Annotated in this window: 10 protein-coding genes; 3 read left to right on the plus strand and 7 right to left on the minus strand. The window is 67.4% G+C overall.

The annotated features are described in order from the left end of the window. Positions 1–47: 47 nt before the first annotated feature. Positions 48–1,244, plus strand: a complete 1,197-nt coding sequence (locus Q5716_RS07505) for a thiolase family protein (protein WP_305002454.1) — start codon at positions 48–50, stop codon at positions 1,242–1,244. Beyond that, on the plus strand, positions 1,244–3,391 hold the full coding sequence (locus Q5716_RS07510; protein WP_305002455.1) for a 3-hydroxyacyl-CoA dehydrogenase NAD-binding domain-containing protein: 2,148 nt from the start codon (positions 1,244–1,246) through the stop codon (positions 3,389–3,391). Before Q5716_RS07505 ends, Q5716_RS07510 begins: the two co-directional genes overlap by 1 nt. A gap of 63 nt (positions 3,392–3,454) precedes the next feature. Here the strand turns inward: Q5716_RS07510 and Q5716_RS07515 are convergent, their stop codons facing one another. The 6 genes from Q5716_RS07515 to dut form a co-directional block, all read right to left on the minus strand. Further along, entirely contained in the window at positions 3,455–4,963 is a 1,509-nt protein-coding gene (locus Q5716_RS07515) for a S1C family serine protease (protein ID WP_305002456.1), read from the minus strand. Between the two features lie 70 nt (positions 4,964–5,033). Beyond that, positions 5,034–6,974 carry a 1-deoxy-D-xylulose-5-phosphate synthase gene (dxs, locus tag Q5716_RS07520; RefSeq protein ID WP_305002457.1) on the minus strand — a complete coding sequence of 647 codons (1,941 nt, stop codon included), beginning with the start codon at positions 6,972–6,974 and terminating at the stop codon, positions 5,034–5,036. 9 nt (positions 6,975–6,983) lie between these two features. Then, positions 6,984–9,818, minus strand: coding sequence for an aconitate hydratase AcnA (acnA, locus tag Q5716_RS07525; RefSeq protein WP_305002458.1), 2,835 nt, complete (start codon positions 9,816–9,818; stop codon positions 6,984–6,986). 139 nt (positions 9,819–9,957) lie between these two features. After that, entirely contained in the window at positions 9,958–10,695 is a 738-nt protein-coding gene (locus tag Q5716_RS07530) for a DUF3159 domain-containing protein (protein WP_305002459.1), read from the minus strand. Then, a complete protein-coding gene (locus tag Q5716_RS07535) occupies positions 10,692–11,279 on the minus strand; it encodes a DUF3710 domain-containing protein (protein WP_305002460.1) in 588 nt (195 codons plus the stop codon). Before Q5716_RS07535 ends, Q5716_RS07530 begins: the two co-directional genes overlap by 4 nt. 19 nt (positions 11,280–11,298) lie before the next feature. After that, positions 11,299–11,733, minus strand: coding sequence for a dUTP diphosphatase (dut, locus tag Q5716_RS07540; RefSeq protein WP_305002461.1), 435 nt, complete (start codon positions 11,731–11,733; stop codon positions 11,299–11,301). A gap of 70 nt (positions 11,734–11,803) precedes the next feature. Here dut and Q5716_RS07545 point away from each other — a divergent pair, with 70 nt between their 5' ends. Continuing rightward, entirely contained in the window at positions 11,804–12,238 is a 435-nt protein-coding gene (locus Q5716_RS07545) for a DUF3093 domain-containing protein (RefSeq protein ID WP_305002462.1), read from the plus strand. Here Q5716_RS07545 and Q5716_RS07550 read toward each other — a convergent pair. Continuing rightward, on the minus strand, positions 12,235–12,528 hold the full coding sequence (locus Q5716_RS07550) for a DUF4193 domain-containing protein (RefSeq protein ID WP_305002463.1): 294 nt from the start codon (positions 12,526–12,528) through the stop codon (positions 12,235–12,237). The genes Q5716_RS07545 and Q5716_RS07550 overlap by 4 nt on opposite strands. Positions 12,529–12,633: the final 105 nt, after the last annotated feature.

A 12,633-nucleotide genomic window follows, 5' to 3' on the forward strand; every position in this document is an offset into this window, starting at 1 on the left:
CGGGAGCCTCCTTAGGATCGTTCCGACCCAAGGAAAGTGGAGGCATTGTGGCCGAGAGAGCTGAAGTCGTATTCGTCGACGGGGTCCGCACCCCGTTCGGTCGCGCCGGCGAGAAGGGCATGTACTGGCAGACGCGCGCAGACGACCTCGTGGTCAAGGCGATGATCGGCCTGCTGGAGCGCAACCCGCAGATCCCGAAGGACCGGTACGACGACGTCGCGATCGCGGCGACCACCCAGACCGGTGACCAGGGCCTGACGCTCGGCCGCACCGCAGCTCTCCTCGCGGGATTGCCGCGCTCAGTCCCGGGCTACGCCATTGATCGCATGTGCGCCGGTGCGATGACCTCGGTGACGACGATCGCCGGCGCGATCGGCTTCGGCGCGTACGACATCGGCATCGCCGGCGGTGTCGAGCACATGGGCCGCCACCCCATGGGATTCGGCGCCGATCCGAACCCCCGTTTCCTCGCCGAGAAGCTCGTCAGTGCGGATGCCCTCAACATGGGCAACACCGCGGAGCGCATCCACGATCGCTTCCCGCAGCTGACCAAGGAGCGCGCCGACCGCTTCGCGATGGGCAGCCAGAAGAAGGCTTTCGCAGCCTACGAGGCGGGCAAGATCCAGCCCGATCTGATCCCGGTGGCCATTCGCAGCGACGAGGGCTGGGGGCTGGCGACTCGCGACGAGGCACTCCGGCCCGAGACGACCCTCGAAGGGCTAGCCGGCCTCAAGACCCCGTTCCGCCCGCACGGCCGAGTGACCGCGGGCAACTCGTCGGGACTCAACGACGGAGCAACTGCGAGCATCATCGCGAGCGCCGACGCCGCCAAGGAGCTCGGACTGTCCCCCAAGATGCGCATGGTGAGCTTCGCGTTCGCCGGAGTCGAGCCCGAGATCATGGGCATTGGACCTGTCCCCTCGACCGAGAAGGCGCTCCGCAAGGCGGGCCTCACGATCGACGACATCGGCCTGTTCGAGCTCAATGAGGCCTTCGCCGTCCAGGTGCTCTCGCTGCTCGATCACTTCGGCATCGACGACGAGGACCCCCGAGTCAACCAGTGGGGCGGGGCGATCGCCATGGGGCATCCGCTCGCCTCATCCGGCGTGCGCCTCATGATCCAGCTCGCAGCTCAGTTCGCCGAGCGACCGGATGTCCGCTACGGTCTCACCGCGATGTGCATCGGGCTCGGTCAGGGCGGCAGCGTCATCTGGGAGAACCCCCACTACAAGGGAGCGAAGTAATGACCACGGCCACCCCCGACCGATTCGCCAAGCTCGCCGAGCTCTCCGCCGACGAGGTCGTCACACACTCCTTCGTGCGGGACGTCCCGATCTCCGGAGGGAAGACCCTCGCCCTCGTCACCCTCGACAACGGCATGGACCACACCCGCCCGAACACCCTGGGCCCGCAGACCCTTCTCGAGTTCGCCGGAGTACTGGACGAGCAGAAGGAGCGAGCATCCCGCGGGGAGATCGCTGGCCTCGCCGTCACCGGCAAGCCCTTCATCTTCGCCGCGGGAGCGGACCTGTCGAAGGTGGGCGAAATCCCCGACCGGGAGACCGGGCTCCAGATGGCGCAACTGGGCCACTGGGCTCTCGGCAAGCTCTCCGAACTCGGGGTGCCGTCCTTCGTCTTCATCAACGGCCTCGCGCTCGGTGGCGGCGTCGAGATCCCTCTCAACGCGCACTACCGCACGATCGACAGCTCCGTGCCGGCACTCGCCCTGCCCGAGGTCTTCCTCGGCATCATCCCCGGCTGGGGCGGCGCCTGGCTGCTCCCCAACCTCATCGGAATCGAGAACGCCCTCAAAGTCGTCATCGAGAACCCGCTCAAGAACAACCGCATGCTCAAGGGCCCCGAGGCCTTCGAGCTCGGGATCGCCGATGTCATGTTCGAGCCCGCGAACTTCCTCGAGGACTCGATCCGCTGGGCGGACGGGGTCATCTCCGGTCGCATCAAGGTCAAGCGCAAGAACGAGCCGGGCAAGATCGAGCGGGTCGCGAAGTGGGACATCGCCATCGGTATCGCCGAGAAGATGCTCGCGAGCCGGATCGGACGCGTCGCGAAGTCCCCGTACCGCGCGCTCGACCTCCTCAAGGCCGCCAAGAGCAGCGACAAGAAGACGGGATTCGCCGCCGAGGACGAGGCGCTGGCCGACCTCATCAGCGGGGACCAGTTCCGGGCGAGCATCTACGCCTTCAACCTCGTCCAGAAGCGGGCGAAGCGACCGGCGGGCGCTCCCGACAAGGCGCTAGCCCAGAAGGTGACGAAGGTCGGAGTGATCGGGGCGGGGCTCATGGCCCGGCAGTTCGCGCTCCTCTTCGTCCGGCGGCTGCAGGTCCCGGTGGTCATCACCGATCTCGACCAATCGCGCGTCGACGACGGTGTCGCGTGGATTCACCGCGAGATCGACGAGCTTCTGGGCAAGGGGCGCATCTCCCGCGATGAGTCCAACCGTCTCAAGGCACTCGTGACCGGCACGACGGACAAGGCCGACTTCGCCTCCTGCGACTGGGTGATCGAGGCGATCTTCGAGGAGCTCGAGGCCAAGCAGTCCGTCTTCGCCGACGTGGAGAAGTTCATCTCCCCCGAGACGATCCTCGCGACCAACACGTCGTCCCTCTCGGTCGAACAGATCGGCGCGAAGCTGGAGCACCCCGAGCGAGTCGTGGGATTCCACTTCTTCAACCCCGTGGCGGTCATGCCGCTCATCGAGGTGGTGCGCACCCCGCACACGACGGATGCTGCGCTCGCGACCGCCATGGAGACGGCGAAGAACCTCCGCAAGAACGCCGTGATCACCCGGGATACACCGGGCTTCGTCGTGAACCGGGTCCTCGCCAAGGTTCTCGGCGAGGCGATGCACGCCGTCGAGCAGGGAACGTCGTTTGACACTGTGGTCGAGGCCGTCCGGCCGTTCGGGCTTCCGATGGACCCCTTCGTGCTCCTCGAGCTGGTCGGCCTCAAGGTCGGAGCTCACGTGCTCGACACCCACCACGCTGCCTTCCCCGACCGGTTCTTCGAGAGCAAGGCATTGCACGAGCTCGCTGAGTTCGGCCACATTCTCGAGAAGGACGGCAAGGGCAAGGTGAAGGGCATCGACCCGAAAGCCCAGGCCATCGTCGACAAGCACCGCCCGGCTGGCGCGACGGCGCTCTCCGCGGATGCGCTCCGGATTCGCTTCGAGGACGGCCTCGCCGACGAGATCCACCGGATGCTCGAAGACCAGGTGGTCGCCGCGGCGGAGGACATCGATCTGTGCATGATCCTCGGGGCTGGCTACCCGTTCCAGATGGGTGGCGTCACGCCCTATCTCGACCGCGTGGGGGCGTCGGAGCGTGCGTTCGGCGACACCTTCCACCACCCGCCGATCCGCGGCGTGGAGTAGCAGAGAACGTCGACGAAGGCGCGGTCCCGGCTTCCCGGGGCCGCGCCTTCGTCACTATCGGGGTTAGAACGAGGCGATGAAACTGTTCAAGATCTCGTCCAGCACGGCCGACTTGTCGGTGTCGTCCACGAGCTGCGCCCTCACGATCATGAGGTGCGTGTTGTCGACGTCCTTGGCCACCACCACGACGAGATCCGTGGCGGAGCCGCCGCAGCCCGTGAAGTAGTTGTACTGGCCCACGTAGAACCCGTCGTTGTACTCACCGGACCCATCGAGGGTGCAATCGACCTGGGAGAACTCGTCGAGCCGAGTGGCGATGTCGTCGCCGACCGCGTCGGGCGATGCGTAGAGCTCTACCCCGGGGGTCCCCCACGACGACGCGTAGCCGTCGAGGCTCGGCGAGGCCGAGAGCGCCGCGAAACTCACTCCCGCGGCGTCGGTCGCCGCAGAGCCGTTGACATCGGCCCACGTATCGGGAACGTTCACGCTGAGCGCCCCGCTGTCGTCCGTCACCGTGACAAAGCTGCCCACTGTCGACGGCGTGTCGGTGCCGGTGTCGCCAGTCGAGGTTGCCTCGAGCTCCTTACCGTTGAACTGGCCCTCGTAATACGTGTTGTCCGACGGGCGATAGACGGTGACGTCGATCACCGCGTCGTTACCCTGGGTGCGGATGACCTCGCAGTACTCCTCCAGGGTGCCCTGCCGCGCGAGCGCGACGCCGCCCATGTCGACGAGCACGTCACCGGGCTCGACGCCGATGGAGTCGGCGGGGCCACCCGCCTTGACCGACTTGACCCAGATTCCCTGAGGCGTTCCATCGTCGAGCGGGAACAGGGCTTCGGCGTTGACGCCGAGGCTCTGGACCGCCTTGCCGTCGATCAGGTCCTGAAGGACCGGCGTCACCTGATCGCGGTGAATCGCGAAGTTGTAGTCGAGCTCGTCGTTGCCCGCGTAGTTGACTCCCACAACACGGCCGTTGTCGGCGACGAGCGGACCTCCCGAGTTGCCGCCGCGGATGCGCGCGTCGTGCTCGATGACGTGGTCGAGCGATGCCCACGAGTCCTCCTGAGCGACATCCGCCTTGGAGACGATGCCGCGAGTGAGGGTGAAGTTCGGGTCGCCGAGCGGGAAGCCAGCGGAGTACACGTCGAGCGCCGCCTTGATGTCGCCCTCGTACCAGCCCATGAACGGGAACCCGGAACCGTCGACCTTGATGACCGCGAGGTCGAGGCACTCCGACGCGCCGAGCACGGTCGCCCCGTACGTCGTGCCCTGATCACCGCCGACCCAGACCTTGAGGGTTCCCGCGCCGGTCACGACGTGGTTGTTGGTGACCGCTATGCCGTCCTGGTTGATGAAGAAGCCCGAGCCGCGGCCGCCGAAGGCGCTGGGGTCGAGCGTGAGCGGATCGACGAAGGTGCCCTCAGCCTGGATCTGGATGGTGGCGGTCTGGACGTCTTCGAACTTCACGGGGCTGGGCCCGCCGAAGCACGAGGTGAGGGTGGCTGCTGCGAAAGCCGCGACGGCGACGGCGCCGAATGCGCGCGCCCCGTTCCTGGAAAGCGACGGCACGGATGGTCCTCTCGAGAGAATGCGGAATGACACACGCATCCTATAGATGACGAGGATTCGGGCGCGAGAGCTAGGCCGGGTGAGTTCGGGGCGATACCGGGGCGTCGTCCGGCAGTGGTCGGGCGACGGGGATCTTGCTTCCCAGCACCTGCGCCACGACGTCGCGGGCGATGTCCTGGGGCGTCAGCCCCACCTGCTCGAGGATGTACTCGCGGCTACCGTGCTCCAGGAATTCGTCCGGAAGGCCGAGTTCCGTCACCGCTGTGTCGACACCTGCGGATCGAAGGTCCTGACGGATGCGAGTTCCGATACCTCCGACGCGGACGCCGTCCTCGATGCTGATCACGATGCGGTGATCTGCGGCAAGGCCGATGAGCGATTGCGGGACCGGCACCACCCAACGCGGATCGACGACCGTCGCGCCGATGCCCTGTGCAGCGAGGCGCTCAGCGACCTGCAGGCCGATCTTCGCCATCGGCCCGACCGTGACGATGAGCACGTCCTTGTGGGGCGCCTCGCGGAGCACGTCGACGCCGTCGTCGGTGCGGCGGACCGCGTCGTACTCGGTCCCAACACTGCCCTTGGAGAAGCGAATCACGGTCGGCGCGTCGTGCACGACGACGGCCTCTCCGAGCTCTTCGCGCAAGCGGGTGGCATCCCGCGGCGCGGCGATACGGATGTTCGGCACGACCTGGAGGATGGCGAGGTCCCACATCCCGTGGTGGCTCGCACCGTCGGGGCCGGTCACGCCGGCGCGGTCGAGCACGAACGTCACGCCGGCCTTGTGCAGCGCGACATCCATGAGCACCTGGTCGAAGGCCCGGTTGACGAACGTCGCATAGAGCGCGACGACGGGATGCAGCCCGCCGAACGCGAGGCCGGCGGCCGAAGCCACCGCGTGCTGCTCGGCGATACCGACGTCGAGCACGCGGTCGGGGTACTTCTCGGCGAGCTTGTGGAGGCCCGTCGGACGGAGCATGGCCGCAGTGATCCCCACGAGTCGCGGATCGGCGTCGGCGAGGTGGACGATCTCGTCAGCGAAGACGCTCGTCCACGACGGCTTGCTCGCGACCTCGATCGGCTCCCCCGTCTCGGGGTCGATCTGGCCCACCGCGTGGAACTGATCGGCGGTGTCGAGCAGCGCGGGCTGGTAGCCGCGCCCCTTCTCGGTGATGGCGTGCACGATGACCGGCGCCCCGAAGTTCTTTGCCTGCTCGAGCACCTCGATGAGGGCCCGCAGGTCGTGGCCGTGCACGGGCCCGAGGTACTTGATGTCGAGATTGGAGTAGAGGGCCTCGTTGTTGGTGAACCGCGAGAGGAACCCGTGTGTGCCACCCCGGATGCCGCGGTAGAGCGCGCGGCCCGGTGCCCCGAACTTTTCGAACAGGCGCTGGCTGGTCGAGTAGAGGTTGCGGTACGAACGGCGCGTGCGGACGTTGTTGAGGAAGTGGGCCATCCCGCCGATCGTCGGCGCGTAGGACCGCCCGTTGTCGTTGACGATGATGACGAGGTTGCGGCTGTTGTCGTCGGTGATGTTGTTGAGGGCTTCCCACGTCATCCCGCCGGTCAGCGCGCCGTCTCCGACGATGGCGACGACGGAGCGGTCCTCCTGCCCGGTCATCGTGAAGGCCCTCGAGATGCCGTCCGCCCAGGAGAGCGAACTGGAGGCGTGGGAGCTCTCCACGATGTCGTGGGGCGACTCCGACCGCTGCGGGTAGCCGGCGAGCCCTCCCTCGCTGCGGAGCTTGCTGAAGTCCTGGCGACCCGTCAGGAGCTTGTGGACGTAGCTCTGGTGGCCAGTGTCGAAGATGATCGCGTCGCGGGGAGAGTCGAAGACTCGGTGCATCGCGATCGTGAGCTCGACCACGCCGAGGTTCGGTCCGAGATGACCGCCCGTCTTCGACACCTCGCGCACGAGGAAGTCACGGATCTCCCCAGCGAGCTCGCCGAGTTGGTCGATGGTCAGTGCATCCAGGTCTCGTGGACCGCGGATGCCCTCGAGAAGGCTCATGACGAAAGCCTAGACGAGGCTCCGCAGCACGTACTGGAGGATGCCGCCGTTGCGGTAGTAGTCCGCCTCCCCCGGCGTGTCGATACGGACCACCGCGTCGAATTCGACGGCCTGCTTCCCGGGCGCGGAGAACTCGCTCGGGGCGGCGGTCACACGCACGGTCTTCGGAGTCACTCCCTCGTTGAGCAGCTCGAGGCCTTCGATCGAGACGATCTCAGTGCCGTCAAGACCCAGCGACTCCCAGCTCTGACCGGCAGGGAACTGCAGCGGGACGACGCCCATGCCGATGAGGTTGGAGCGGTGGATGCGCTCGAAGCTCTCGGTGATGACCGCCTTGACTCCCAGCAGGCTCGTGCCCTTCGCCGCCCAGTCGCGCGACGATCCGGAGCCGTACTCCTTGCCGCCGAAGATGACGAGCGGCGTGCCCTGAGCCTGGTAGTTCATGCTCGCGTCGTAGATGAACGACTGCGGCCCGCCCGGCTGGGTGAAGTCACGCGTGTAGCCGCCCTCGACGACGGCACCGTCGTTGACCGCGCTCACGAGCATGTTCTTGAGGCGGATGTTCGCGAACGTCCCCCGGATCATGACTTCGTGGTTGCCGCGGCGCGAGCCGTAGGAGTTGAAATCCTTGCGATCGACGCCGTGGGCCGTCAGGTAGTCGGCCGCCGGGGTGCCCGCCTTGATGTTGCCGGCGGGGCTGATGTGGTCGGTCGTCACAGAGTCGCCGAGGGTTGCGAGGACCCGGGCGCCCGAGATGTCGGAGACGGGCGTGAGCTCCATCGACATGCCGTCGAAGTACGGCGCCTTGCGCACGTAGGTCGAGTTCTCGTCCCACTGGAAGGTCGCGTCATCCGGGGTCGGCAGGTTCTTCCATCGGTCGTCGCCGTCGAACACCGTCGCGTACTGCTTGATGAACTGTTCGCGCGAGATGTTCTGGTCGATCGTCGCCTGGACCTCATCCGGGCTCGGCCAGATGTCGCGGAGGTAGACCGGGCTCCCCGTGGGGTCGGTCCCGAGAGCGTCGTTCTCGAAGTCGAAGTGCATCGATCCCGCCAGCGCGTAGGCCACCACGAGCGGCGGCGACGCGAGGTAGTTCATCTTGACGTCCGGGCTGATGCGGCCCTCGAAGTTGCGGTTGCCCGAGAGGACGGCGGTGACAGCGAGATCGTTCTCGTTGATCGCGGCCGACACCTCCTCGATGAGCGGACCGGAGTTGCCGATGCAGATCGTGCAGCCGTATCCGACGGTGTAGAAGCCGAGGCCCTCCAGCGCCTTGTCGAGGCCGGACTTCTCGTAGTAGTCGGTGACGACCTTCGAGCCGGGGCCCAGCGTGGTCTTGACCCAGGGCTTGGTCTTCAGTCCCTTGTCGAGGGCGTTGCGCGCGAGCAAGCCCGCGGCGAGCATGACGGACGGGTTCGACGTGTTCGTGCACGACGTGATCGCCGCGAGGGTGACGGCGCCGTTGTCGAGGATGTAGCTCGTGCCATCCGGGGTGTGCACCTTCACCGGCTTGGATGCCGCGGCCGGACCGCCGCTCGAGATGTGAACCTCGCGCGTCTCCTCCTGCTCCTCGCCCGGCACGGATCCGGGGTCCGAGGCCGGGAACGAGTGCTTCGATTCGAGATCGACGATGTCCTCCGACGTCGAGGGTGTCGCGTAGCCGAGGATGTCCTTCTCGAACTGCGCCTTCGCCTCCGAGAGGAGGATGCGGTCCTGCGGGCGCTTGGGTCCCGCGATCGACGGGACGACGGTGCCGAGGTCGAGTTCGAGGTACTCGCTGAACTTCGGCTCGTTGGCGGGGTCGTGCCACAGGGACTGCGCCTTCGCGTAGGCCTCAACGAGTTCGATCGCTTCGTCGCTGCGCCCCGTGAGGCGCAGGTAGTCGATCGTGACCTCGTCGATCGGGAACATCGCAGCGGTGGAGCCGAACTCAGGGCTCATGTTGCCGATGGTCGCGCGGTTGGCGAGCGGAACGGATGCCACTCCCGCTCCGTAGAACTCCACGAACTTGCCGACCACGCCGTGCTTGCGGAGCATGTCGGTGATCGTGAGCACCACGTCGGTCGCGGTCACTCCAGCGGGGATCTCACCCGTGAGCTTGAAGCCGACGACGCGCGGGATGAGCATCGAGACGGGCTGGCCGAGCATGGCGGCCTCGGCCTCGATGCCGCCGACGCCCCAGCCGAGCACGCCGAGTCCGTTGACCATCGTGGTGTGCGAATCGGTGCCGACGCACGTGTCGGGGTAGGCGCGCAGCACACCGTCGACGGTGCGGTCGTAGATGACCTTCGCCAGGTGCTCGATGTTGACCTGGTGGACGATGCCGGTGCCCGGGGGCACGACCTTGAAGTCGTTGAAGGCGGTCTGTCCCCAGCGGAGGAACTGGTAGCGCTCGCCATTGCGCTCGTACTCGATCTCGACGTTGCGCTCGAGGGCGTTCTCGGTGCCGAAGAGGTCGGCGATGACGGAGTGGTCGATGACCATCTCGGCGGGCGAGAGCGGGTTGATGCGGTTGGGGTCGCCGCCGAGCGCGGTGACGGCCTCGCGCATCGTCGCGAGGTCGACGATGCAGGGCACGCCGGTGAAGTCCTGCATGACGACGCGAGCGGGGGTGAACTGGATCTCGGTGTCGGGCTCGGCGGCGGCATCCCATGACCCGAGGGCCTCGATCTGGGCCTTGGTGACGTTCGCGCCGTCCTCAGTGCGCAGGAGGTTCTCGAGCAGCACCTTGAGGCTGAACGGGAGCGAGTCGTAGCCGGGGACGGCGTCGATCCGGAAGATCTCATAATCGGTCGAACCGACCGTGAGGGTGCTCTTCGAACCGAAGCTGTTGACTGCTGACACTGTCCGTCTCCCTTGCTGACCTGTGGTCAATCCTCGCTGGAGCGCTGAGCGCCTGCCAGCAAGGTAAGCCTAAGACTCGGGATGCCCGGTCGGGCAGTCTCCCCAGTCACAAAGTATCTCGATATCAAGATACTTTACCCTACTGGGAAGCGGGCTCCGATTCCGGCTCCGACGCGCCGTCTGCCGGGCCGCGTGACCACGCCGCCCTCACGAGGAGCCACGTCACCCAGAGCAGCGCCGCGTAGAACGGTACGCCGAGGACGAGTTTCGTGGTGGCGAGGGCCGCCGTCTCACCCGCGAAGTACAAGGGCAGCTCGACGCCGAGTCGAACGGCGAACAGACCGCACCAGAGGAGGGTCGCGATGAGCGCCACGCGCACCTTCGCGCGGTCCGACCGCCAGGACGACCCCTCGCCGGTGACGAGGGACGCGATGACGCCGATGAGCGGCCAGCGCACCGCGAGGCTCACCAGGAGGGCGAGCAGGAATCCGGCATTGATGAGGAAGCCGGGCACGAAGTTGTCCTCCGGCCGGCCCGTGATGAGCGCGAGCCCGGCAGAGATCCCGACGCCCAGCACTCCCGCCACCGCGGACGTCCACGGCTGCCGGGCGACCAGGCGGACGACGACGAAGACGACCGCGATGCCGAGCGGGATGAGCACGGAGGGGACGAGCTCACGGGTGATCGCGTAGACGACGAGGAACCCGAGGCCCGGGAGCACGGACTCGACGATCCCGCGAACCCCGCCCATCGCGGCGAGCAGGGCCGAGCTCGTCGGGGTCTCCCCGGGGGCGACGCGGCCGAGACCGGACCGCTTGGCGGCTGCAGCGAAGGCCTCCCGCAGATCCGGCTCGGCGTCGGGGGCTCGATCGCTCACGCGGGTGCACCCGTCGCGGGCATGTGCAGCGGGATGAGGTCGCGCGGCGGCATCGGCGTCGTGCCGCGCACCACGACGATCGAACGGAAGAGGTCCTCGACCTTCGCGCCCGCCTCGCGATCCGTCGCGCCCTGCCCCGCGATGACGCCGCGGAGGAACCAGCGGGGACCGTCGACGCCGATGAAGCGGGCGTGTCGGGGTGCGGCCCCGGCGACGGGTATCTCCGCCAGGAGCTCCGGTCCGAAGACGCCGTCCTGGGGCGTCGTGGTGCCGCCTTGTCGGGCGATCTGATCGACGATCTGTGCGCGGATCTCATGCCACAGGCCGCTCGACCGCGGCGCGGCGAAGGGCTGGACCTGCAGCGTCGAACCGGCGTAGTCGAGACTGACCGCGACGACCCGCTTGCTGCCCTCCTCCACCTCGAGCCGGAGCCCGAGCTCCGGCCGCGGGAGGATCTTCACGCCGCCGAGGTCGACGTAGGGACGGACGGCGTTCGCCTCGGCCTCATCGAGAGGGCCGGCTGTCGCGCGGTCGGCGGGGCCGGACTTCGGCTGCTCGATCGCGCCGCTGTCGGTATCGCTCACGGAATTCTCCTGATCTGGGTTAGTTGTGTCCGGTCGAGCCGAAGCCGCCCTCGCCCCGGTGGCTTCCGGGAAGGGTCTCGACCGGGATGAACCGGGCCCGCGAGACGGGCATGAGGATGAGTTGCGCGATCCGGTCGCCGACGGCGATCGAGAACGGCTCGCGCGAATCGGTGTTGAGGATCGTCACCCGGATCTCGCCCCGGTAGCCGGCATCCACCGTTCCCGGGCTGTTCACGATGGTGATGCCGTGGCGAGCGGCGAGGCCGCTCCGAGGCACGACGAACCCGACGTAGCCGTCAGGCATCGCGATCGACACGCCGGTGGGGACAGTCGCGCGATCCCCCGGTGCGAGGACGAAGGCTTCGGCGGCGCGGAGGTCGGCGCCGGCATCCCCGGGGTGCGCATACGCAGGCGTGTACGCCGCAGAGATGAGCACGTCGACGTTCTGAGTCACGAGTCGAGGCTAGTGGAGAACACTGGGCGCCCCGTGAGCGCCGCTCCCCGAAGTCTGATCGAATAGGGGCATGGTGAAGTACGCCGAACGACTTTGGCCCGCCCCCTGGCTGTATCTGGCCACCGCGCTCGTGATCCCGGCGAGCCTGCTGGTGTTCCTCCCGATCAGCGAGCTCGCCGGGATCATCGTCGCCGTCGTGCTCTACGCGGGCTGCGTGGCGCTCCTGCTCCTCGCCGCCCCTCGGATCGAGGTGACGGACGCGGAACTCGTCGCAGGCAAAGCGCGCATCCCGCTCTCGCTCGTCGGCGCGGTGGCTACGGCGCGCGGCGATTCAGCGCGCCAGGAGCGCGGACCGGGCCTCGACGCGCGGGCGTGGCTCCTCATCCGCGGCTGGGTCGACCCGGTGGTCAAGGTCGAGATCACCGACCCGAAGGACCCGACGCCGTACTGGCTGCTTTCCACGAGGCACCCGGATGCTCTCGCCGAGGCCCTTCGCGGGGACTAGGCCGCGCACTCCAGGCAGATCGGCCCGAGCTTCGACTCGTGGTCGATCTGCGAGCGGTGCTTCACGAGGAAGCAGCTCACGCACGTGAACTCGTCCGCCTGGGGCGGAAGCACGACGACGTCGAGATCGAGGTCGGAGAGGTCGGCGCCGGCGAGCTCGAAACTTCCGGGGTTGTCGGCGTCGTCGTTGTCGATCGACCCCGAGGTCTTGTCCGGCACGCGCTCCTTGAGGGCCTCGATCGACTCCGAGTCATCGTCGGTCTTGCGGGGGGCGTCGTAGTCGGTAGCCATGCCTATCCACTTCTTATGTGCGTCGCTCGTGAGGTTCCGTATCGAAAACGGCGGGGACAGTGTGCATCAATCGATTGCGAATAGCAAACCACTGAACGGCCGTCG

Origin of the sequence: Antiquaquibacter soli (assembly GCF_030580675.1) — a bacterium.
Classification (GTDB): domain Bacteria; phylum Actinomycetota; class Actinomycetes; order Actinomycetales; family Microbacteriaceae; genus Rhodoglobus; species Rhodoglobus soli.